The 23999-nt window shown below is 66.2% G+C and carries 15 protein-coding genes; 8 read left to right on the top strand and 7 right to left on the bottom strand.

The window, feature by feature from the left end; genetic code table 11:
- The first annotated feature begins 226 nt into the window (after positions 1–226).
- The gene (locus FRC96_RS00075; protein ID WP_146972005.1) at positions 227–2935 is read left to right on the top strand and encodes a choice-of-anchor Q domain-containing protein; all 2709 of its coding nucleotides are present in this window, start codon (positions 227–229) and stop codon (positions 2933–2935) included.
- Between the two features lie 196 nt (positions 2936–3131).
- On the opposite strand, the gene FRC96_RS00070 is transcribed toward FRC96_RS00075, so the two are convergent.
- Entirely contained in the window at positions 3132–4523 is a 1392-nt protein-coding gene (locus FRC96_RS00070) for an SRPBCC family protein (protein WP_230469675.1), read from the bottom strand.
- 810 nt (positions 4524–5333) lie between these two features.
- On the opposite strand from FRC96_RS00070, the gene FRC96_RS00065 reads away from it, so the two are divergent.
- Both FRC96_RS00065 and FRC96_RS00060 read left to right on the top strand, forming a co-directional pair.
- On the top strand, positions 5334–8462 hold the full coding sequence (locus FRC96_RS00065; RefSeq protein WP_146972003.1) for a choice-of-anchor Q domain-containing protein: 3129 nt from the start codon (positions 5334–5336) through the stop codon (positions 8460–8462).
- A 167-nt stretch (positions 8463–8629) separates the two neighbouring features.
- Positions 8630–9259, top strand: a complete 630-nt coding sequence (locus FRC96_RS00060) for a hypothetical protein (protein WP_146972002.1) — start codon at positions 8630–8632, stop codon at positions 9257–9259.
- Between the two features lies 1 nt (position 9260).
- Here the strand turns inward: FRC96_RS00060 and FRC96_RS00055 are convergent, their stop codons facing one another.
- From FRC96_RS00055 to acs, 4 genes are all read right to left on the bottom strand, one after another.
- The gene (locus FRC96_RS00055) at positions 9261–9560 is read right to left on the bottom strand and encodes a hypothetical protein (RefSeq protein WP_146972001.1); all 300 of its coding nucleotides are present in this window, start codon (positions 9558–9560) and stop codon (positions 9261–9263) included.
- Between the two features lie 14 nt (positions 9561–9574).
- Entirely contained in the window at positions 9575–10381 is an 807-nt protein-coding gene (locus FRC96_RS00050) for an Fpg/Nei family DNA glycosylase (protein WP_230469674.1), read from the bottom strand.
- Positions 10374–11393: an alpha/beta hydrolase gene (locus tag FRC96_RS00045; RefSeq protein WP_230469673.1), complete on the bottom strand. Its 1020-nt coding sequence runs from the start codon at positions 11391–11393 to the stop codon at positions 10374–10376. Before FRC96_RS00045 ends, FRC96_RS00050 begins: the two co-directional genes overlap by 8 nt.
- Positions 11394–11534: 141 nt before the next feature.
- Entirely contained in the window at positions 11535–13493 is a 1959-nt protein-coding gene (gene acs / locus FRC96_RS00040) for an acetate--CoA ligase (RefSeq protein ID WP_146971998.1), read from the bottom strand.
- A 1063-nt stretch (positions 13494–14556) separates the two neighbouring features.
- On the opposite strand from acs, the gene FRC96_RS00035 reads away from it, so the two are divergent.
- The 4 genes from FRC96_RS00035 (at position 14557) to FRC96_RS00020 (ending at position 18889) form a co-directional block, all read left to right on the top strand.
- The gene (locus FRC96_RS00035) at positions 14557–15630 is read left to right on the top strand and encodes a hypothetical protein (protein WP_146971997.1); all 1074 of its coding nucleotides are present in this window, start codon (positions 14557–14559) and stop codon (positions 15628–15630) included.
- A 130-nt stretch (positions 15631–15760) separates the two neighbouring features.
- The gene (locus tag FRC96_RS00030) at positions 15761–16297 is read left to right on the top strand and encodes a hypothetical protein (RefSeq protein WP_146971996.1); all 537 of its coding nucleotides are present in this window, start codon (positions 15761–15763) and stop codon (positions 16295–16297) included.
- Positions 16298–16333: 36 nt separating this feature from the next.
- A complete protein-coding gene (locus tag FRC96_RS00025; protein ID WP_146971995.1) occupies positions 16334–17851 on the top strand; it encodes an AAA family ATPase in 1518 nt (505 codons plus the stop codon).
- A gap of 189 nt (positions 17852–18040) precedes the next feature.
- Positions 18041–18889: a PEGA domain-containing protein gene (locus tag FRC96_RS00020; protein ID WP_230469672.1), complete on the top strand. Its 849-nt coding sequence runs from the start codon at positions 18041–18043 to the stop codon at positions 18887–18889.
- Between the two features lie 59 nt (positions 18890–18948).
- Here the strand turns inward: FRC96_RS00020 and FRC96_RS00015 are convergent, their stop codons facing one another.
- On the bottom strand, positions 18949–19743 hold the full coding sequence (locus FRC96_RS00015; protein ID WP_230469671.1) for a metallophosphoesterase family protein: 795 nt from the start codon (positions 19741–19743) through the stop codon (positions 18949–18951).
- Positions 19731–20630: a radical SAM protein gene (locus tag FRC96_RS00010; protein WP_230469670.1), complete on the bottom strand. Its 900-nt coding sequence runs from the start codon at positions 20628–20630 to the stop codon at positions 19731–19733. The genes FRC96_RS00015 and FRC96_RS00010 overlap by 13 nt, the downstream gene beginning before the upstream one ends.
- 388 nt (positions 20631–21018) lie before the next feature.
- Here FRC96_RS00010 and FRC96_RS22555 point away from each other — a divergent pair, with 388 nt between their 5' ends.
- Positions 21019–23985 (top strand): transglycosylase SLT domain-containing protein, encoded by a 2967-nt coding sequence (locus FRC96_RS22555; protein ID WP_146971992.1) that lies wholly within the window; start codon positions 21019–21021, stop codon positions 23983–23985.
- Positions 23986–23999: the final 14 nt, after the last annotated feature.

Here is a 23999-nt window from a genome sequence, read left to right as displayed (position 1 = left end):
AGACAACGCCCCGGGAGCTCTCCCGGGGCGTTTTTTTTGCGCCCCACATCGTCGACCGCCCCTCCATCCTCGACACAACGTTGCATCAGTCGGCTTTGATGCTCGTCGCCCCCTCTGCTATGCACGTCCCCCTTGCACCCAACCCACTCGGGCGAGCCAGCGCCTGAACCGCCTGTTCAAACGGCTCGTCCGCCATGTGATTTTGCTCATTGGATGGAGACTTCGTATGTTTTGGACTCGCCAGACTCTCCTCTTCGCGCTCTGCGCCTCCCTGATGATCGGTTGCGGCGGTGACGTCGACGACACCGACCTCAACCAGCCCGACACGACCCTCGACGAGAGCGACGCCGGCAGTGACGCAGATGCCGACCTCGACCCCGACGCCGACACAGGCGACGACCCCGACGCCGACGCGGACGACGACCCCGACGCCGACGCGGACGATGATCCCGACGCCGACGCGGACGACGACCCCGACGCCGACACCGACCCCCTCGAAGGCTCCGGCACGCTTGTACTTACGCTCGACGGCCTGCCCGAAGACGCGGAGTGGCCCGACATCGAACTTGTGGGCGACACCACACTGACCGTCCCCGAAGGCGGCCAGCTCGAAGACATCCCCGCCGGCGACTACGAGCTTATCGCCGAGCGCGTCCTCCGCGGCCTCTCCACCTTTGAGACGCCGGCGCAGAACATCACCATCGAGGCCGATGAGACCCTCGACATCACCCTCAGCTACGAGCTCATCCCCGCCGCCTGGGAGGTGATCATCGCCGGACTTCCGGCGGGCGTCGACGCCGACGTGGCGCTGGAAGGCCCGGACTTCAACGAGGTTCTTAGCGCATCGACCACCTACGATGCGCTGACCCCGGGGGCCTACCTCCTCACCCCGGATGAAGTGACCCACGGTGGGGCCACCTACAGCGCGGGCATCCGCACCGCCGCGCTGGCCAGCGGCTCCAACGACCCCACCACCATCACCTACACCCTCTCCCCGGCCGAGCTCGACGTGGTCGTCACCGGCCTTCCCGCCGGGCAGAGCGCTCAGATCACCATCAGCGGGCCGGCCGGCTACGAAAACACCCTCAACGGCGACGCCACACTGAGCGATCTGGTCCCCGGGGACTACACCCTGGAGCCCGCCGACGTGGTGGTAGGCGACGCGATCTACGAGGCGGCCCCGATCACCCTCACCCTGGACAGCGACGCCTCCCAGACCGCCACGCTGAGCTACGCGCTGGTCGCTGGCGAGCTGGTCGTCAACGCCACTGGACTTCCGGCCGGCGCCAACGTGGCCGCGACGCTCATTGGCCCCTCCCCGGCCACCACCGAGCAGTCCGTCTCGGCGACCACCACCGATCTTCTCCCGGGCGACTACACCCTGAACTTCGAGGTGGTGCAGACCGGCGGCTCGACCTTTGAGCCGACGCCGACCACGCTCCCCATCACCATCGCCAGCGGCCAGCAGAGCGAGGCCGAGGTCACCTACGCCGCGGCCATGGGCACCGTCGCAATCATGCACGACCTGATCGGCAGCGGCACCATCACGGTGCGCCTCGGCGAAGGGGCTACCGCCTCCGAGCAGACCTTAAGCGGCCAGGGCACCGCGCAGATCCCGATGCCCGAGGGCGTCTACACCCTCTCGGTCATCTCCAATGACCTGGGCACCGACGCCTTCGGCAACCCCTACCCTTTGCTCGGCGACGGACAGGGCATCGTCGTGGTCGATGGCATGACGACCACTGTGGAGCTCAGCGCCTTTGAACCCACGCTCGTCATCAGCTCGGGTGATAACGGGGCGGAGCCCGGCACGCTGCGCGAGGTCCTCGGCCGCGTCAATGACGGCAGCGTCATCACCTTTGACCCGAGCATCTCTCTTATTCAGCCCGCCACCGCCTTCGTCATCGACGGCGACATCACCATCGAGGGCCCCGGCGCCGACCAGCTCACCCTGAGCGCGGTTGGCTCCGACCGCATCTTTACCGTGCTCGGCAGCGGCTCATTGCACCTCGAAGGCCTCACCCTTTCCGATGCGGCCATCGCAGGCGATGGCGCCGCGGTGCACGCCCACGGCGATTTCAGCGCGTCCGACGTCGACTTCACCAACAACAGCGCCGGCGGCTATGGCGGTGCCCTCTACCTGAACACCGACGAGCCCCTGAGCGTGTTGCGCCGTGTGCGCTTTATCGCCAACAGCGCCGACGCCGACGGTGGCGCGATCTACACGCACATCCCCCTCGTCTTAGAAGATGCTCTCTTTGAGTCGAACTCCGCCGACGGCAATGGTGGCGCCCTCTTCGGCTACGCTGACAACGCCCCGGGCAACATGGTGATCTCCCGCTCGCTCTTCGACAGCAACTTCGCCGGCAGCAGTGGCGGCGGCGTCTTCAGCCAGCGCGGTGCCTTCGTCATCAACACCACCTTCTACTCCAACACCTCCTTCTCCAGCCCGGGTGGTGCCTGGTTGCAGTACGACGGCGAAGCCAACTTCGTGCACACCACCTTTGACGACAACTTTGCGATGTTCGGCTACGCCATCGCCTCCTACTGCGACAGCGCCACGCCGGTCTACCTGAAGAGCTCGGCGGTGATGGGCAACGAAGCCGACGCCTTCCACTGTCAGCTCGCGACCCGACCGATTACGTCGCTGGGTTATAACTACATCCAACACGGCGGCAGCGCCTTCACCGCTGACTCTACCGACGCCGTCGGCACCCCCGGCCTCGTGCTGGCCCGCACCCTGGGCGAGCTGGCCGACAATGGCGGCTTCACCCACACCATCGCCACCCTGCCCGATCTGGACTACACGATGGAACTTCCCGCCTCCGCCTGCACCGACGACGACGGCACCCCGGTCACCGAAGATCAGCGCGGCGAGTCTCGCCCCAACGCCGGCTCCTGCACGATCGGGGCGTGGGAGAACACCGCGCGCTGAGCGCTCACCTCTCTATGTGAAAGCGCGCGCGCCGCTTGCTGCTGAACCGAAAACGCCCCGGGAGATCGCGATCTCCCGGGGCGTTTTTTTCGTGACGTCAGCAGTGCTCATGGCGAACACAGCGCTCGAAGCCGAGTCTCAACGCCACCAACCGGGAGACACACAACACTCACGTTCTATGCGCCTCACCGCCCCTTCACCCTGCGTCAGCAACCTGCGCGGCCCCCTCCGCCTCCGCCTTCACATGCCGCAGCACCCTCAAATGAATCTGCTGAATCAACGCGCTCGCAAACAACTGCCAGTACCCCACCGGCTGCATGTCGATCGCATACCAGGTGCTCCCCTCCAGCCGCGTGCGCCCCTCGCCCAGGTCGATCAGACGAAACTCCCCGCGCTTCGACTGCAGATAACCATCGAGATGCGGCGGATGCACGCTCTTGTAGGGGCTCCACTCCTCCATCGGCACCGGCTGGGCGCGCACATCGAAGGCCAGGCGGCGGCCCGGCTCCCAGGCGGTGATGGGCTCCACAAAGGGACCGGTCGAGAACTCGCAGTAGCGCACCGCTCCCACGCCCTCCCCCTTGAGCTCGGCTCGGATCGGATAGGCCACCCCGCTCATCTGCACCCAGGCAGGCGGCGGCGCGAGCTCCGAGAAATGGATGACTTTATCCCAGACCTGCATCGGTGAGGCGTCGACCTCCACGCTGGTCGCCACCTCAATCAGCGGGGGTTCCGGGGCGTAGCGCTCCACCGCCGAAAAGAAAGGCAGGCAGAGCACAAGCCCCACCACCGCCGCCCTTCCGCGCCGACTGTGCAGCAACACCGCGCGCCCCAGCGCCGCGCCCGCCGCGCTCATGATCAGGGTAATCGGCGCGGCCATCACCAGGCAGATGATGCCCTCAAGCGCAAAGAGCAAGATCGCCGCACAGCTCGCCAGCACCGATACCCAGGCCGCCCCCACCGTGGTCTTCATCGAACGCGTGGCCTCACGGTTGATCAGGTACGCGCAGACCACCCCGATCACAAAAGGCGTCGCAAAGAAGAGCGACCAGCCGTAACTCTGAAACCCGAAGATATTGAGCGCGAACATCGCCGCAGTCAGCCCCACCCCGAAGATCACGCTGAGCAGGATCGAGCGAAGATCGGCCGGCACCACCTCCTCGCTTCTGCCCGGCTCCCAGCTCCCCCGGCTCGGCCGACTGGCCAGATAGAGGATAAAGAGCATGTTGAGGCCCGGCAGCAAAAACCCCAGCCCCAGCCATGGCGAGTGCCCCGCATCGGCCGCGCGACGCACACTCATCGAGAGCCCCACCCAGGCAAAGGGAAGCGCGTAAAGCGCCATGGCCCACATCAGGGTGGGGCTGGTCAGCCCGTCGACCGCCCCGGCACGCACAAAGAGCGCCGGCGAGAGGTAAGCCCAGGGACTCCACAGCTCGCCGCTCGTCACGTAGACCAGGGCGCTGTCCAGCGCGTACTTCAAGAGCGCCAGCCCCACCCCCACCATCACATAAAGTCGGCGATCGACGCTCGCGCGCATCCCGAAGATCCGCCGCCACCACACTACCTGCGCCTCATTCCGCTCGGCCATCTCTCGCTCCTTGTCCTCGGAGCCGGGCCGCCACAGCGGGCGCCCGGCGTGCTCTTTCGCAATGCTCGAAGAGAGCCACACTGAGCGCCCGGGCGCAAGCTTCATCAAGCCTTCCGCCTGCTCGGCCGCATCATCTCCAGCAGGCCCCGGTGGTCGCGGGGGGCATATTCCGACGCGCCCTCAAGAGCCGACATGTATCGGCCCGGGGGCATCTGGGAAGGGTATCGACCCCCAGATCCGGTGCCCCGGGGGTAGGCCGACACGCTGTCGAGGGCGGCGTTGAGCGGGACGGGGCACAGCCGGGCGGTGTCGAGAGCGGCGCGCAGCATGCTGAGCTAAGAGCTCAGGGTGTCGAGGCCGGGTTTCGACGCCCCGGGGGTAAGCGATCGGGGTGTCGAGGGCGGCCGAAAATACCCGGGGGGTAGGTGCTCCGGGGGTCGAGGGCAGGTTTCGATGCCCCGGGGGTAGAGGCTCGAGGTGTCGAGGGCGGCCGAAAATGCCCGGGGGGTACGTGGCCAGGGGTGTCGAGAGCGCGTTGGAGGGGATCGCGCATGTATGGAGATGGTGTCGAGGGCAGGTTTCGGTGCCCCGGGGTACGTGCTCGGGGTGTCAAGGGCTGCCGATCATGCCGGGGGCCTGCGACGCCGGTGTCGAGGGTAGATTTCGATGCCCGGAGAGCACACTGTCACCCCCTCGTCACCCCCTGCATTTGGATCCCTGGCGCGAACTTGTTAAAGAGGCTGCGTCGTCGCCCCACGTCCGGGAGCGGCCCCACTCGACCCAGCCCTAACCTTCGGGAAGGAGAGCACGATGCAGCTTCGCCCCTCGCTCCTCATCTTAAGCCTTATCCTGAGCCTCAGCATCGCCTGCGGCGGAGACGACACCCCGGTGGCCGACCCGGATACCGGCGATCTCACCGACGTCGGCCCCGACGCCGAAGATCCCGACGCCGGAGACACCGACCCCGACGAGCCCGACGCCGAACCCGACGTCGAGCCCCGCGAAGGTCCGGTCATCGTCGTGCCCGAAGAGCTCACCCTCAACGCCGCCGCCGGACAATCGGTGGAAGGCACCATCGAGGTCGAGAACCCCGGCACCCGGACCCTCATCGTCAACATCCTCTCGCCGAACAACGCCCTGCGCGTAAGCCCGGACTCCCTGGAAGTCGACGCTGGCGAGAGCGCCGAGGTCGGCGTGCGTGCGAGCTGCCCGGAGACCGGCGGCGGCAACTTCGCCTCCGATCTCACCTTCAACACCAACGACCCCGAAAACCTCACCTTCCCCCTGACCGTACGCCTGATCTGCGGTGATGCCCTCCCCGGCAGCCTCAACGTAAGCGTGGAGGGCCTGGAAGAAGGCCTCGTTCCGGTGCTCACCCTGCGCTCGGAAGGCGGCACCGAGACCCCGGTCGTCGGCGGCGAGCTCCTCGAAGACCTGCAGCCCGGCGACTACACGCTTGTGGCCGACCCGGTCATCGAGGGGCTCCGCACCTTTGAGGCCGAAGACGTCCCCGTGAGCATCGCCAGCGAGACCCAGACCGATGTCACCCTCACCTTTGAGCTCGTCACCGCCCGCTGGGAGCTCATCGTGGACGGGCTTCCCTCGGGCGTCGACGCCAACATCACCGTCGACGGCCCCGAAGACATCGGCCCGCTCACCGGCTCGGAGACCTTCAGCGATCTGACCCCGGGCACCTACGATCTCACCCCCGAGCCCGTCACCGACGGACCGGCCCTCTACCGCGGCGAGCCCATTGAAGTGGAGCTGGCCAGCGGTGACGATGTGACCAGCGAACTTCGCTACGACCTGATGCTCGCCAGCTTCGAGCTCGTCGTCGAAGGCCTGCCCGCGGGCGCCGACGCCGACATCACCCTCGAAGGCCCCGAAGGCTTTGAGACCACGCTGACCGGCGACGAGCAGCTCGACGACCTCGTCCCCGGCGACTACACCCTGACCCCGGCCGATGTGAGCGTCGGCGGCGTCACCTACAGCGCCACCGGCACCAGCGTCGAGCTCATCAGCGAGCAAAACACCGCCGCGGTGATCACCTACGTCGCCCCGGCCACCACGCTGAACCTGACCTACGACCTGGGCGACCAGGGCAGCTACACCCTGGAGATCGTCGACGCCGCCGACGCCGTCGCGGCCACTCGCACCTTGAGTGGCCAGGGGAGCGAGGCCATCGAAGTCCCCGCCGGCACCTACAGCGTGCGCGCTGCGTCCGCCCCCACCGATCAGTGGGGCAACGACTTCTACATCACCGGCGCGCAAGACGTGGTCATCCCCGAATCCAACATCGTCAGCGCCAGCGTCGAGGCCGTTGAGCCCACGCTGGTCACCCGCACCGACGACGCAGGCCTGGGCTCGCTGCGCGAAGTCATCGGCCGCGTCAACGCCGACAGCGTGGTCACCTTCGCCCCGGGCGTCGACCAGATCGACGTCACCAGCGGTCAGATCGCGCTCGCTCGTAACATCTCCATCATCGGCAACGGCCGCGACACCACCGCGATCGAAGGTGGTGCGCTGCGCATCTTCTCGGTGACCAACCCCGACGCGGTGCTCCTCATCCAGAGCCTGAGCATCCGCGGCGCCCGCGCCGGAGCGGACCAGGGCGGCGCCATCTACAACCAGGGCGACCTGACCCTCTTCGATGTGCATTTTGACGACAACCACGCCTCCAGCGGTGGCGCCATTGCAAACGCTTCCACCGGAAGCATCACGGCCAACGACGTCATCTTCACCAACAACCAGGCGACCATGCGCGGCGGCGCCATCCAAAACGCCGGCGCGCTGAACATCGAAGACGCTCGCTTTTCCTCGAACAGCGCAGCCATCCACGGCGGCGCCATCTTCGCCCCCTTCAACGGCGGCGTCTCCGGTACCCCCCTGGCGCAGACCAACGTGAAGCAAGCCCTCTTCGAGCTCAACACCGCCCCCGACGGCGGCGCCATCTCGGTGAATAGCGTCCTCAACGTGGAGAACACCACCTTCGACGCCAACCAGGCCGAAGGCGACGGCGGCGCCATCCTCGTCGGCGCCACCGGAAACGCCACCCTCAACTTCGCCACCTTCGCCGGCAACGATGCGGAGCGCGGCGCGGCGGTGCTCCTCGACGGCAGCGCCACCTCCTCGCTCAAGACCTCCCGCTCGGTCTTCGCCGGCAACACCATCGCCGGTACCGCCGGCGCCCAGCTCGGCCGCGTCTCCACCTCCAGCGCCATCGTCTCCGGCGGCGACAACTTCATCAGCGCCGCCGACCTGGCCATCATCGACGAAGACGCCACCGACACCATCGGCCTGACCGCAAGCCCGCTGGCCAGCCCCCTGGGCACCCTGGCCGACAACGGCGGCTTCACCCGCACCATCGAGGTGGTCGAGGCCTCGCAGGCGGACCTCTCCATCACCGAGGCCCGCTGCCTGGACCTCGACGACGCCCCGCTCACCGTTGACCAGCGCGGCGAAGCTCGCCCCTTCGAAGGCCTCTGCACCATCGGCGCCTGGCAGCTCGCTCCGAGCTCGGGTCCCACCACCGAGACCTTTGATACCCTGGAGCTCTCCGGCTCCTCGTATGTGGATGGCACCTTTGTCGGCGTGAACGGCATCACCTGGGAGTACACCGGGGCGCGAAACGAGTCCGGCTTTGAGATCGACGGCAAGGGCATCCTCTTCAAATCCTCCGGTGCCTATGTGCGCGCGACCCTCCCCGGCGGCGTCGACGCCATCTCCGTCGATTACCGCAAAGCCTTCACCGGCGGCGGCAACCGCCAGTTCGAGATCCTCGTCAATGGCACCGTCGTCGCCACCAGCCCCGCCTTCGATGTCGACGGTGAGATCTTCACGCTGAGCGTCGATAACCTGGGGATCTCCGGGGAGTTCGTGCTGGAGGTGCGAAACGCCCTGAGCAAACAAATCGTCATCGACTCCATCACCTGGGAGTGACGCCCCCTGAGGGCTGAGCCTTCCTGAAGAAAAGACGCCGGCGCCTCCCCCGATCAAGGGAAGGCGCCGGCGTTTTTTGTTGCAATCAGCACCTGAGCGAGCACACTGAACGCTCCTACTTGCACTGCGCCCGGCGCACCTTCGATGATCGCATCCACGGAGCGATGATGTTGAAATCTCTGCCCCTCCTTGCCCTCTCCGCCACCGCCCTGCTCGCCATCAGCGCCTGCGGCGAAGGCGATGGCCCCGACACGAATCAAAACCGCGACCAGGGCAGCGGCTGCGGCCTGCGGGAAGACGGCCAGGAGCTCTTCTGCATCAAAGAGGCCGACAAAGGCACCTACCTGTCCAACGTCGCCTACGGCATGATTCCCCCCGAAAGCAGCGACTCCGGCGGCTGGGAGTTCATGGTCTATGCCCGCAACCAGGGCGATGAGGCCTGCCCGTCAGACGGCGCCGCCCCCACCGACCCCTTTGCCACCATCGGCCCCTTCCAACTCAACGCCAGCAACGGCCGTCCCCTGCTCCACGACGACACCGCCATTGAACTCACCCACAAGGGCGAGATGCGGCGAGGCACCTATGCCGACAGCAACGTGTTGCTGGGACTGGACATGAACAATCCTGAGATGTGCACCGAAGACTGCTACCAGCAGGGAGGCGGCCTGGAGTTTCGCGTCAACGCTGGCATCACCTTCGACGGCGAGGACCTTACGACGACCGAAGACGCCTTCTACGGCAGCATGAACATCCCCCACTGCCCCGAGCTCGACCACCCCGGCAACGGCCCGGGCTAATTCAAGCCCCCGACCGGGAAATCTCCACGCGAAGGAGCAGGTCTTTGTCGCCGCGGCCCATCAGGATGGTATGCGTCAGCGACAGGTCCTGCTCCTTTGCAAGCTCCGCCCCCACCAGGGCGTCGAGCTTCTCGGCCAGGCGCTCCCCGACAGCCGTCTCGCGTTTTGCCCCCCGCAGCGCCACATAGATCATACCGGGCTCACCAGGGTCGCAGCGCAGCATAAAGCCCTCAAATTCCGAACCGTTTTGAGATATCGCCGCGGCCACCTGCTGGCCGATGCGTTGAAGATTCTCGCTCATCGTATGCTCACTCTTCAGGCGTTAACAGGAGGCTGGCAGGCCGGGCAAAAGTACGTGGAGCGACCGGCGACCTTCACCCGCTCGATCGCCTCCTCACACCGGGGGCACGCCTCCCCTTTTCGACCATAGACTTCAAAAATATTCTCGCCGCCGGCCTCATTCATATACGCGATCTCATCGGCCATGGAGCGCGCGATGATCTCGTCAAAGTAGCGCGGCATCTCCTCGACCAGCGCCTCCCACTGCGCCTGGCTGAGCTCCCCGCAGCGCACCTCGGGAGGCAGCTGAAGACGCCAGAACAGCTCGCTGATCGCGATGTTGCCCACCCCCGCCACCACCCCCTGGTCGAGCAGGGCGCTCTTGAGCTGGCGCCTGTCGGAGGCGGCCTCTCGGAGCTCATCCACCGTGATGTCGTGCGGCTCTTTGCCCATGCGCAAAAGGGCGTCGTAGCGCTCAAGCTCCCCGGGCGCGAGCACCTCCACATGCCCCAGCCGCCGCGAATCTTTGAAGGTCAGCCAGCCCGTCTTATCGACCCGCCAGGCCAGCCGAGCGAAGCGAGGCTGAGGCGTCGTCTCACAGGTAATCTTGCCGGTCATACGAAAATGAAACATCACCGCATGCCCCCCCTCAAGCTCCGCCCACAGGTACTTGCCGCGCCGCCGCATCGCCACAAGCGGCCGCAACATCGCCTCCTCCAGCTCCCGCGCGCTGCCCTTTTTCAAGACCTTCGCGTCGAGCAGGCGAACTTCGGCCGCGGCCTCCCCCTCCCACCAGCCCGCCACATTGCGGCGCGCGACTTCGACCTCCGCCAGCTCAGGCATCGACCGCCTCCTTACACGAGGTGCCCGCACCACCGGCGGCGTCCTCGTAACGCTCGGCCAGCCACGTCGCCATCGGCTCAAAGACAGACTCCTTTGCGCCGTGCGAGATGAACAGATCGGCGTGTGCGTGCGGGTAGCGCTGATCGCCCACCCGCACCACCCGGGTCTGCCGGGAGCCGATATGATCGAGCACCGAGAGCGCCGCCTGCGGCGGCACAATTCCATCCTGATTGGCCAGCACACACATCACCGGCACCTCCACATCGTAGAGGGCCTGGCTGATGTTGAGCCCGTCCACCACAAGGTCGCGCGCCTTAAGCCAGTGCGCGATCTGCCGGGTCAGCCGCCGACTCGGATCATCGATCGTCTTGATCAGCTCATCGGCCGCGCTCATATCGATGATCTCGCTGTTCAGATAGAGCTGCAGCAGTTTTGGAAAACGCTTCGCCACCGGCAGCGCCAACTTCGCCATATGCCGGGTCCCCCGGACCGGCAGCGCCCCGGCCAGGCGCGGCGAGGAGAGCACCAGGCGCACCAGCGGATGAGACTGGTTCCAGCGCAGCGGCCCCCCGATGGAAATCACCGAGCCCACCTGATGATCGTCGGGATGATGCCCCAGGTACGCATAGATCACCGTCGCCCCCAGGCTGCACCCCACGAGATCGATGGCATCTGGCGAGAGCAGGCTCTCGGTCAGCGCCTTATCGCGCACGGCCGGGAGGTCCACCAGCGCGAGCTCCTTAAAGCCGTGATCTTCGACCCCGGGCCAGCGCCGTTTCGAGTCGCCCTGCCCCCGCAGATTGGCCGTCCACACCTCAAAGCCCTCGTCCACCAGGTGGCTGACCATCGAGGTCCCCCCCGGGTGGTAGCTCAGGATAAAGGTGTTCATGCAGTAGCCCGGGATCATCATCACCGGGCGGCGCCCCTCGACCAGACGCTCGGGGTCCACAAAACGTTTGAGCTGAAGATCCCAGCCCTGGCCGTTGTTCAGCCGAAACACATCGATTTGCATAGGGGGTACGTCACGTGCAGGAGGGAGGTGATGCAGGCCCGGCGGCCGGACCATACGAAGTCGTACGCAGACCGCCGGGAGGTTGCAGCGGGCCAGCCCGAAGTCCGCATCAGCAGCGTCCTTCAGGCCGGCTCGCGCAAATCACTCCGTATCTTTGCGGAGCTTGTCGAGCACCGAGGCATCCTCCAGCGTGGAGGTGTCCCCGCTCTGGCGACCGGCGGCGATGTCGGCCAGAAGTCGCCTCATGATCTTCCCACTTCGCGTCTTGGGCAAGCCGTCCGTAAAACGAATCTCGGCCGGCCGCGCCAGCGCCCCGATCTCCTGGACCACGTGATCGCTGAGCTCACCGCGAAGCTGATGCGCCAGCGTATCGGATGGCTCGCCACCCTCCAGGGTCACAAAGGCCACGATGGCCTGCCCCTTGATGTCGTCGGGCCGCGGCACCACCGCCGCCTCGGTGACCTGGGGATGACTCACAAGCGCGCTCTCGATCTCCATCGTCCCTAAGCGGTGCCCGCTCACGTTGATGACGTCATCGATGCGACCCATGATCCAGAAATAGCCGTCCTCATCACGACGCGCTCCGTCGCCGGCAAAGTAAATGCCCTCAAAGCGCCCGAAGTACCCGGCCTTAAAGCGCGCCTCGTTTTTGTAGACGGTCCGCAACATCGAGGGCCAGGGCTTCTTGATGACCAGGAAGCCCCCCTCATTATCGCCCACGTCGTTGCCATCCTTATCGACCACCGCCACCTCAATGCCCGGCAGCGGCCGGGTGCCACTCCCCGGCTTGGTCGGCGTGACCCCGGGCATTGGCGAGATGAGGATGCCGCCGGTCTCGGTCTGCCACCAGGTGTCGACGATCGGGCAGCGCTCCCCGCCGATCTTGCGGTGGTACCACATCCACGCCTCCGGGTTGATGGGCTCCCCCACCGTCCCCAGAAGTCGCAGGCTCGAGAGGTCATGCCGATCCACCCACTGCTCGCCCCACTTCATAAACGCGCGAATTGCGGTGGGCGCGGTGTAGAAGATGTTGACCGCGTGACGCTCAATAATATCCCAGAAACGGTCGGGCTGCGGCCAGTTCGGCGCGCCTTCGTACATCAGGCTCGTCGCCCCGTTCTGCAGCGGCCCGTACACGATGTAGCTATGCCCGGTGATCCACCCGATGTCGGCGGTGCACCAGTAGGTGTCTTCTTCTTTGAGGTCGAAGATCCAGCGCGTGGTCAACTTCGTCCACAGCGCATAGCCCGCCGTCGCGTGCACCACCCCCTTGGGCGTGCCGGTCGTACCGCTGGTGTACAGAATGAAAAGCGGATGCTCCGCATCAAAAGCCTCCGCCTCATGATGGGTCGACTCATCGTTGACCACGTCATGCCACCAGCGATCCCGGTTCTCAAACCAGGTCACCTCATTGCCGCAGCGCTTATACACCACCACGTCTTCGACCGTCGGGCAGCCCTCGGCCAGCGCCGCATCGACCTGCTCTTTGAGCGGCAGCACCTTCCCGCGCCGATACCCTCCGTCGGCGGTGATCACGAGCTTGGCCTCAGCATCCTCCACCCGGTCGCGAATCGCCGCGGCCGAGAACCCGCCAAAGATCACCGAATGCACCGCCCCGATGCGCGCGCACCCCAGCAGCGCGATCGCAAGCTCGGGCACCATCGGCATATAAATCGCCACGCGGTCGCCCTTGCCAATCCCCAGGCGCTTGAGCCCGTTGGCAAAGCGGCACACCTCCGCGTGCAGCTGCTGGTAGGTCAGCGTGCGCTTATCCCCGGGCTCCCCCTCCCAGATGATCGCCGCCTTATTCTTGCGCGAGGTTGTCAGGTGCCGGTCCAGGCACTGCACGCTCATATTGAGCTCCCCGCCCTCAAACCAGCGCGCAAAAGGCGGCTCCCAGCTCAACGTCGTCTCAAAAGGCTTCTCCCAGACCAGCTCCTCTTTCGCCAGCCGGGCCCAGAACCCCTCCGGATCGGACTTCGCCTCGGCGTAAAGCGCCTCCAGCCTGTCCGCATCAACATTGGCCTGCCCCGCAAACTCCGCCGGCGGCTCAAACGTACGATCTTCCTTAAGAACGCTCTCAATCTCAGACGTCGACACACTTTCCTCCTGGCAAAGTCGAATAAGAGCCCCGGGCGGGACCGACCACAATCAACAGCTACAACTTCGGTGGCATTAGAAATAACTCCCCGATCCCGACTTGGCCAGCGGGCTCCGAGGTTCGCGCAGTGGGGAGGTGCTGCGGGCCTTCGGGGGTTCGCGTTTTGTGGTTAGGTGGTTGCGGGGCGCCGGGGTTTGCGCAATAAGTCGATTCGAGTGGGCCGTCGGGGGTTCGCGTTTTGTGGTTAGGTGGTTGAGTGACTCCGGCGCTACGCGTGGGTTGGGTGCTTTGAGGTTGGGTGGTTGTGGGGCACCCGGGTTCGCGCGGTGGGTCGATTCGAGTGGGCCGTCGGGGGTTTGCGTTTTGTGGTTGGGTGGTTGAGTGACTCCGGCGCTACGCGTGGGTTGGGTGCTTTGAGGTTGGGTGGTTGTGGGGCACCCGGGTTCGCGCAGTGGGTCGATTCGAGTGGGCCGTCGGGGGTTCGCAGCTCGGACCGCCAGAGGCCCTCACGAATCGACCCACACCGCGTACCCCCCAGGCCCCACAACCACCTGACCACACAACCACACCCCGCACGCCCCCAAACCCGAGCGCATCCAGGGCGAAGTCCAGCAAGGAGCAAGGACGAAGCTGTAGCAGCGCTACCGCGAGGACGCAGCGACGCCGCTGGCTTCGTCCTGGGGCGCTCGGCACCCCGACGCGAACCCAAAAACCCGAGCGCATCCAGGGCGGCGCCTGGCAAGGAGATAGGGATGAAGCTGTAGCAGCGCTACTGCGAATCCCTATCGACACAGCCAGCGTCGTCCTGGGGCGCTCGGCACCGGCAGGGGGTTTGCCATGTCTGTAGCAAGTGCTTAGACTCTACATATAAGCCCGAGCTCTGGCGTGGAGGCTGTCGCCCTGGAGCGCGGGAGCCCTCGTGCGCGCCCCACCAACGCGCTCGCCATCCTCGACCGCCGGCAACCCCGCGCTCAAGGGTGCGGGAATGTTGGGGCGCCCCCCGGGCGTTCTTTCTTCTGACTTCGCCCCCTGGCTTCACCTCTGCGACCGAGCGACGGGACCATGACCTACGAGGAGTTTGAGTGGCACATCCTGCGCCTGGTCTATGAAGAAGGCATGGACCGGCTCCAGCCCTCTTATCTGGCTTACGCCCTGGGGCTGACCCACGAACGGGTCACCGCCTTTTTGGAGCAGGCCACCCAGGCCGGGCTCGTCGAGATGGAGATCAAAAGCGACGGCCGCCTCGAATACACCATCCCCGGCGTCGACCACTCCCGCAGCCTCCCTCGCCCCATCTGGCGCGAGGAGGAGCAGGCCGCCGCTCAGAGCGCTGAGCCGGAGAGCGGGTCCAACACACCGCCCGCCGACGCCGCCACCGAGGCCGCCCGCGACCTGATGGCGCACGACCCGGACGCGCCTCAGAGCATGCCCACGCCGGCCCGGAAAACACAGCAAGAGGCCCAGGCCCGCGCCGACCACAGCCGCCTGGCCGTGGCCAGCCACCCCCTGCTTCCGGCCTCGCTGCGCGCTCACATCGAAGAGCGCTACAAACACACCGACGCCCAGCTGGTCCCCGTCTCCCAGACCGGCCTGCAAAAAGATCAGCTCCCGGTCGTCGACCCCACCAGCCGCGCGATGGTCGCCGTCGACAACGACGCCCGCTTCCCCTTCCGCATCGAAGCCAGCGAAGACACCTTCTGCGATCCCTCCCAGACCGTCTTCATGCGTCAGATGCGGGCCTACGGCGTCAAAGACGAAGAGGAGCTTCGCTTCCACGTTCAGCGCCTCTTTGAGTCCTTCGGCTACCGGGTGGTGCAGTCCGAGCACGAGCGCCTGCGCTTTGAGCGCGGCTCACTCACCTTCATCATCGCCATGGTGCCCCTTTTTGTGCTGGTGCTCCCGCTCTTCGTTTACCTTTTTCTCTATTGCATGGGCCGCTCCACCATCCACCAGGAGCCGGTGGAGCTCGATGTTCAATTTCGCAAACGGGTCGTCGATGGCGAGCCGGTCTTTGATATCGACTTAACCTTTGTCGGTCTGCACGGCGTGGTCCTGGGCGCCGCCGACCAACGTGTTCTGAACCAGGAGATCGACACGCTGCGCGATGAGCTGCGCTGGTCGCTCAGCGCCGGCTGACGCCGGCGTCGTATGGTGTCTGCTTGTTTGAGGATCGTCGCATTCTGGCAGTCAACCGCATCGCTGCACTCAACCGGGGGGAGGGGGTTCGACAGCGAGACTTCGTAAACTTCTTTCCCCACAGGTAGGTATGACAGACCTCTACGACTTTAGCACCGACGAGATGGTGGAACCGATCGAGCGCCTCTTTGAGCGCGAGTTCCCCTCAACCTTCGACCTCTTCAATGACGATCCCAAACTGAGCGACGAAGGCCCCCGCAGCGTCCCGGTCGATGTGGTCTACGTGGCCGGTTCGGTGCAAAAGCTTCACGCCATCAAGCTGGCATCCTCCTACGACGACTGCCTCTTCGACGTGCGCACCGGGCTGCACGCCATGAGCCGCGCCACCGCCAACTACCGCTGGCTGGCCCTGCCTTTAGAGGCGCTTCGCGAGGGCGAGGCCGAGTACAACGATATTTTGCTCAAAACCGCTGGCGAGCGCGGCGTAGGCATCATCACCGTCCAGCCCCGCGGGCGCGGTCTCTCCGCCAAGATCGTGGTCAACGCCGCCTACGAAGAAGGCGATTTTCTGGACCATTATCAGGGCCTGCGCGATCATTACCGCTCCATCAAAGAGCGCGACGTGGCCGCCGAAGGCTTCCAGGTCGTCGACTACTACGGGCGCTGATCCTCACAACTTCGCCCGGCCTCCTCGGCCCGAACCATGAGCACGACCTCTTCTCTGAGCCCCCACCTGCGCTTTATGCGCGAGCTGGGGGCTCTTCTGCGCGCGCCCTACGCTCTGATCCACCTGGAGACCCACGAGGAGGAGCGCGCCCTCGATCTGATCGGCCGCCTGGCCGCCCGCGACCAGCGTCCGATTCACACCTGGTCGATCACCGGCGGTTTCCAAAGCCTCGCTGATAGCGGCGAGTCCGCAAGCCTGGCCGACGCCCTGCGCCACGTGCAGCAGAGCGCCGAGCGGGGCGTCTTTATCTTCCTCGACGCCACACGCCTGCTCGACGCCCCGCACCTGCGCCGCCTCCTCCGCGAGACCGAGCGCGCCTGCGCCCGCCAGGGCAAAACGCTGATCTTTGTGGGCCCCGACCCCATCGATCACCCCGAATTCCAGAAAGATCTCACCCCCCTCTCGCTGCCTCTGCCCGACCGCGAGGGCATCAAAAAACAACTTCTGGCGGTCTTCCCCCCCGAGCACTTTCCCGACCTCGACGTGGGCGCGCTCACCGCCGGCGCTCTCGGCCTGACCCAACGGGAGGCGCACCGCGCCTTTCACCGTGTGCGCCAACAACTTCTCGACGCTCGCCAGGCCGGCCAGGAGCTCAACCTCGAAGACGCCATCCTCGAAGAGAAACGCCGCCTGGTGGGCCGCAGCGAAGTCCTGGAGTTTCACCCCCTGGACGCCGGCCTCGACAACGTCGGCGGCCTCGACGCCCTCAAAGACTGGCTGGTGGAGCGCCGCGCGGCCTTTGGCGAGGAAGCCCGCGCCTTTGGCCTACCCGCCCCCAAAGGTCTCTTGCTGCTCGGCGTGCAGGGCTGCGGCAAAAGCCTCACCGCCCGCGTCATCGGCCGCCACTGGGGTCTTCCCCTCTTGCGCCTCGACATGGGCCGCGTCTTCGACGGGCGCCGCTCCCCCGAAGAGTCCCTGCGCTCCGCGCTCAAGACCTGCGACGCCCTGGCCCCCTGCGTCTTGTGGATCGACGAGATCGAAAAAGGCTTCGCGCAGGGCTCCGGCGACGACGGCCGCGCCAGCCGCGTGCTCGGCACCCTGCTCACCTGGCAGCAGGAGCGCCAGACCCCGGTCTTTGTGGTCGCCACCGCCAACAGCGTCGAGAGCCTCCCGGCCGAAATGCTGCGCAAGGGCCGTTTTGACGAGATCTTCTTCGTCGATCTTCCCCAGCCCCACGAGCGCCAGGAGATCTTAAGCATCCACCTCGCACGCCGCCAGCGCGCCGTCGAGCCCGAGACCATCGCCGAGCTCGCCGAGATCTGCGAACACTTCTCCGGCGCGGAGCTTGAGCAGGTCGTCATCAGCGCCATGTACGCGGCCTTTGCCGACGGCCGCGACATCGACCGCGACGACCTCGTCTATGCCGCCCGCGACACCGTGCCGCTCTACCGCACCTACGAAGAGAGCATCAAAGCGCTGCGCGAATGGGCCCACGAGCGCGCCCGCAAAGCCTCGCGCACCCGACGCATGCTCGACTTCTTCAGCCCGGCGTGAATTCTCAACGTCGAAATAGGTCCAATCCTACGTGCTGTTGCTCCGATGCGCCCGCACAAGCCCCGCGCATCCGACGCGTCACCTAAGGCGCCGACGTTGACAGCATCTTGAGCACCGCAGTACCACCACGTAGAACCGCTGGTCCCGGCCCTGATGGGGTCTTACTTCGAATTATCTAAGGTTGATGGCATGCGCCCTGCGCACTCCCAGAAGATCGTCTACGCCCTCTCCGCGCTTATCGCGCTGAGCCTCTTTGCGGCCGCCGCCCTGCTGCTCAGCGAGCGCGAGCACCTCAAACCCCTGGCGCAGAGCGAGCAGGAGAGTGCGTTTGTCGCCTTCCAAGCCGAGCCCACTCCTGACACTCCGGCGGAGACCTCCGAGCGTCCCGAACCCATCGCGCAGACCGACCTTCCTGAAGACTTCAACCCCGACGACTGGGACGTCCTCACCCCCATCGCCGAGGAGCGACCCGCCGAGGCGCCCGCGCCCCTGGAGGTCGGCCAGCAGCAACGCCGCCTGCGCCCGGCCCACCTCACCGTCATCACCGACTTCTCCAAGGCCCAGGTCACCGTCAACGGCCTGCCCTACCCGGCCTACTCCGAAGACGGAGAAAACCCGGGCATGGTCCTGCCCGCCGGTGGACCCCACCGCGTGGTCGTCGACTACAGCGGCAACCAGCGCGTCTACGAGATCGCCCTTCGTCCCAACGAAGCGCGCATGCTGATGGTCGAGCTGACCAACTACAACGGCGCCCCGGTCGCCTCCAACAGCGCCGCCGCGCCTCCCAAGCCTCAAGAAAAACCCGAAGAGCCCGAAGCCGAAGACGGCCAGGGCCGCATCACCGTCTACTCGCGCCCCCGCGGCGCCGTGCTCGTCAACGGCTCCGACCGCGGCCAGCAGACCCCCGGCACCGTCGACGTTGAGGCCGGCCGCCACGAGGTCCAGGTCCGCTACGAAGACGGCGAAGTCAGCGAGAAGAAAGTCGTCCGCGTGCGCGAAGGCTCCCGCATCAAGCTCTTCTTCCGTCAGTCCAACTGAGAAGTCGGCCCGAAAACGCGCGCGACAACACCCTCAAAAAGACCTGCAAAATCAACGAGTTAATACACACCCGCAGCGCGCTCCCGGGCGGGCATCACCTCCAGGCAGGTCGTCCACCACCCGGTGAGGATCGTCTCCACAAAGGGCTCCGGAAGCTCCTCCTCGCGCATCAGCGCGGCCAGGGCCTCGTGGTCGTATTCGACCTCCCGAAAGTCGACGCGCACCCCCTGAGCGTCGACCTCCACCAGCGCGTAGTCCACGCTTGTGCGCCCGTTATTGGCCGGCCGCCCGATCGCCCCCACGTTGATCACCTGGCGCCCCCCCTCAAGCTCCCGCTTCCAGGGAATGCCGGTATGCGTCACAAAGAGCACGTCGGCCTCGTAGCTCTTGAGCAGGTGCTCCAGAAACGCGTCCGGGCACATCGACTCCCATAAAAACTCGTTGACCTGCCGGGGCGAGCCGTGCGCCATCAGCACGCGCTGCCCCGCCCAGGTATGGCGAAACTCGGTGGGCAAATCGCGCAGCCAGTCCTTATGCGCGTCCGCCGTGTTGGCCAGGGTGTAGTCGTAGCTGATCTGCGCATAATAGTTGTCGCGCGGATCGGTGTAGCCGCAGGCGCAATCCTCCAGGCGGTTGCCAATGGAGTGATCGTAGTTGCCCTGCATCACAAAAAGATCCGGCACGTCGCGCAATAGCGGAAACACCCGGTCGGGCTGCGGCCCAAACCCGCCCATATCCCCCAGGCAATAGATCGCCTCACAGCCCAGCGCCCGCGCATCGTTCAGTGTGGCCTCCAGGCTCAAGAAGTTATTATAAACCCCGCCAAACACCGCAAATCGCCTCACGTCCGACACGTCACGCCCTCCACAAAACAGGTGTAGCAGGCCGGGTGGTCGAGCTTGATCGGCCCCATCGCATCGTCGAGGGTGTCGCCCATGCGCGCGCCCTCCTCCTCAATGAGGATCGGGCAGGGGTAGACCCCTTTGGCCGTCACCATCCGACAACTCGAGCATTGCAGGCTCGCCCGCGCCTCCTCATCGAGCATCCCCTCGCTCAGGCGCTCGAAATCCTCATACGCCCCGCCTCGCCGCTCCTCGCGCCCGATCTTAAAGGGCGCCAGAAATTTGAGCCGGGGTCGGGTGATGCCCCGCTCGGCCAGCAGGTCAAAGAAGCGCTGGCGGCCGGCGCTCTCGGCGAGCTCGGCATGGCAGGTGGTCACCGTAAACACCGGGTTGAGCCCGGCCTCATGCAAACGCACGGCCCCGCCTAAGATCTTCTCAAAGGTGTGCCGCCCGCGGATCGCGTCGTTCTCCTCGGGCGTCGTCCCGTCGAGCGAGACCCGCACATCGAAGTTATAGCGCGCGTTATGAAAGGTCTCGGCCAGCCAGGCGGCCAGCTCCTCGTCGATGAGCACCCCGTTGGTGAGAATGCTGAGCGGCCCGTGCTCCAGGGTCAGCGCGATCATCTCGCGGATCTGCGGGTGCATAAAAGGCTCCCCGCCGGTGAAGTAAAACTCCTTGACCCCCATCGCCGCCGCCGTCTCCACCGCGCGGCGCACCTCCTCAAGCTCCATAAAGGGGTGGCTCTCGTTTTTGGGTCCACAGGAGATAAAACAATGCCGGCAGGCCAGGTTGCACAGCGTGCCGGTGACCTGCAGCCAGAGCGTATCGAGGTGGCGAAGCTCCAGCTCAGGGGCGGGCCCCTCCGGCGGTCGGTCGATGGCCAGGTTCAAGTCGATCATCAGGTTGCCCTTCATTCAAGAAGACGTCGGCGACACATACCAGCGAACGGCAGAGGCGCTCGCGCCAGGAAAAACGTTGCCTTCACCCGGGCTGTTCCAAACTTACTGAAACCTACCCGGCAACGCGGCGTCGGCTTCGCAAAGGTGAACGCCTGGCAGGCCGCGCGCAAGGCCGCCCGGGTAATTTTCTTGGTGCAGAAGAAGGGGAACTCTATACTGAGGGGGCCGCAGGCCTGCCATCGCGGGCACGGTGCCACTTTGAATCCGGCGATTTGACAGGGTATTGGCCCGGCTGCTAGCCGAGAGCGCTGCCCTCGACAACCTCGCCAACCGGGCAGGGACGCGCGGGGTACCTGGCGGAAGAACCTGGCACAGGGTAACGACGATCATGAACGATCTGCGCACGACGTTGACGCGCGCTCTTTTAATGAGCGCTCTATTGTGGGGAGTCTCCTCGGTCGCCTCCGCTCAGGAGGCACCCGACGCTGCGGCCGCCGACGCCCTCGAAGCGGTGGCCGAAGACAGCGGCGACGACGCGCGCCAGGAGGCCGCCCTGCGCGCCCTCAAACGCGCGCAACAGGCCCTCGATGACGGCGATGATGCCGACGCGGAGAGCGTCGAAACCGGCACCACACCGCCGCGACAACTCGTTGAAAACAAAGCAGAACCCACCGACAGCAACGACAGCCTCAGCGCCACCGATGACGCCCCCACGCCCACGTCCGATGACGCGTCGGCGCTCGATTCCACCGAGGCCCGGGCCGCCCATCCCTCTCCCCTCGACGAGCCCGATCCTCAGGACGACTTCGGCGACAGCGCCGACGACGACGCCGCCATCTCGGGCGCCTACGACGAGCCCGAAGAGAGCCCCGAAGCCGATGCGATCGTCGACGCGGAGGTCCCCGCCGACCTCATCGAAGACGCCATCCTCGACGCCGAACTGGCCGCACAGGCCCCGGCCGCAGCCGACACGGTAAACGACGAGCCCGCCACCGAAGCGCCGGTCGAACCCGACGTCGGCCTCGACGCCAACCAGACCGCGCGCCTGCGCGACTTCTTCGCCCGCATCACCGACGACGAGGGCACCTGGCCCAGACCCGCCGCGCTGCGCAGCCTGCAGGCCGTCTCCAGCCGTCTGCTGGGCGGCGGGGGCGACTACCTCGTGCTCACCCCTTATGTGCCCGACCCACGCTGGCCCCAGGCCATGCAGCTGCTCGTCGACGACGAATGCGACGACGCCCTGAGCCTTGCCACCGACATCCTCGGGCCCCCCGAGCTGCACGTCGACGGTGAGCCGGCGGTCCGCTACGCTTTCGCCCGCATTCAGATGTGCACCCACGCCCGCGCTCAAGGCCTGGCCACCATGCGCCAGCTCGCCGAGCTGCCCACCGCCGTCGGCGAGCTCGCCCGCCGCGCGCTGGGCCACTCCCGTCAGCAAGCGGCCGAAGACGAGGCCATGGCCCTCTCGTCGCACATCCGCCAGGCCGAACGACGCGCCAGCGATGGCGAGGTCGACCAGGCGCTGCGCGATCTTTACCAGCTCCGTCAGGAGCTCAAGCAGTCCTGGGATCAGTACCAGGTGCGCCGCGCCGAGGCCCGCATCCTCGAGCGCGCCGAGCGCCCCCTGGAGGCCGCCCAGGTCTGGCTGGGCATCTACCGCATGACCCGCTCCTGGCGCAGCAGCGACCGCATCGTCGGCGATGTCGAAGACGCCATGCGGCGCCTCGACGCCACCATCCCCTTCGGCGACCGCATCGACCGCATGCGCGAGCTCATCGCCCGCGGGCGCTACCGCCACGCCCATCAGGTCTCCCGCGAAAACGCGCGACTTCGACGGGTCGCCGGCTCGGAGATCCGCGGCTGGACCCGCTACCGCCACGCCCTTGAAAACGAGCGCGACCGCAAGCGCGAGAAAGCCCTCGAAGAGTTCGCCGAGGCCGAGCGCCTGGTCCGCGACCCGGCCATCCGCCCGCGCCTCTACTTCGGCTGGGCACGCGCGCTGCGCCGCATGGACCGCGACAGCGAGGCCATCGCCCTCTACCAGCGCCTCTGCCAGGAGTACCCCACCAACGCCCTCTGCCCGGAAGCCCTCTATGAGGCCGGCCGCCTCTACCAGTTCAAGAACAAACACGACGAGGCCCGCGCCCACTTCTTCGATCTGGTGGGCCTGCACCCCTTCAGCAGCCATGTGCCCGACGCCCTCTGGCGCACCGCGCTGAGCGCCTACCTCCAGGAAGATTACGACGCGGCCATCCCCCCGCTCCTCGACCTGGTCAACCACTACGGCCACCTCAAAGACGAGTCCGAGCTCACCCTGGGCCTCAAAGCCCGCTACTGGCTGGGCGTCAATCACCTCAAGGCCGGCCGCACCGACCAGGCCCGCCACTGGCTCCAAAACACCATCGATTCCGGCCCCCTGACCTGGTACGGCCGCCTGGCCGTCGCGCGCCTGGAGCAGCACGAGCTCCCGGCCCACGTGCGCCTGCCCACCATTAACCTCAACGCCGAAGAGATCGCCAACTTCGCCACCCTGCGCCTGCCCCATAACCCACGCCTGGAAGTCGGCGCGGAGCTTGTGCGCCTCTCCCTCTACAAAGATGCCCTGGCCGAAGTTCGCCGCCAGCAGGCCGTGCACCCCATCCCCGAAGGCACCGTGCAACTTCGCGCCGGCCTGCACCTTGCCGTCGACGAGCCCAACTGGGCGCACTGGATCATGAAGTCGGTGATCGACGAGCGCGGCCCCTCCCTGCGCAACATCCGCGACTGGGGCTTTGCCTTCCCCGTCAACTACATGGAGCTCGCCCACAAATACGGCGACGCCTACGGCGTCTCCCCCTTCCTGGTGCAGGCCATTATCCGCCAGGAGAGCGGCTTCCGCCCCACCGTCAAGAGCTACGCCGGCGCCATGGGCCTGATGCAGCTGATGCCCGGAACCGCCCGCTACACCTCGCGCACCTTCCTCGAAGAGGGCTCGGTCTCCAACCGCCAGATCCTCATCCCCGATACCAACGTCCGCCTGGGCACCATGTACATCCGCATCCACATCGCCCACGCCAACGACCGCCCCGCCCTGGCCCTGGCCGGCTACAACGCCGGCCCCGCCCCCCTGCGCTCCTGGATGGATCGCTACGGCGACCGCGAAGTCGACGCCTGGGTCGAGTCCATCACCTACCAGGAAGCCCGCGGCTACGTGCGCAAGGTCATGACCAGCTTCATCACCTACCAGGGCCTCTACGGCGACGGCACCCTCCCCGACATCCCCCTCGAGATGCCCGAGGAGCTCCGCCCCTGGGGCAAAATCCCGGAGGTTGAGGCTGCGCAAAGCGAACCCGTCTCGATGCTTTTGGTCTTTTAAGTCGGTTTTCACCG

It is taken from the genome of Lujinxingia vulgaris (genome assembly GCF_007997005.1).
Lineage (GTDB): Bacteria > Myxococcota_A > Bradymonadia > Bradymonadales > Bradymonadaceae > Lujinxingia.
The sequence above is the reverse complement of the archived record's forward strand: the minus strand, read 5'-3'. Positions and strand labels throughout refer to the sequence as shown.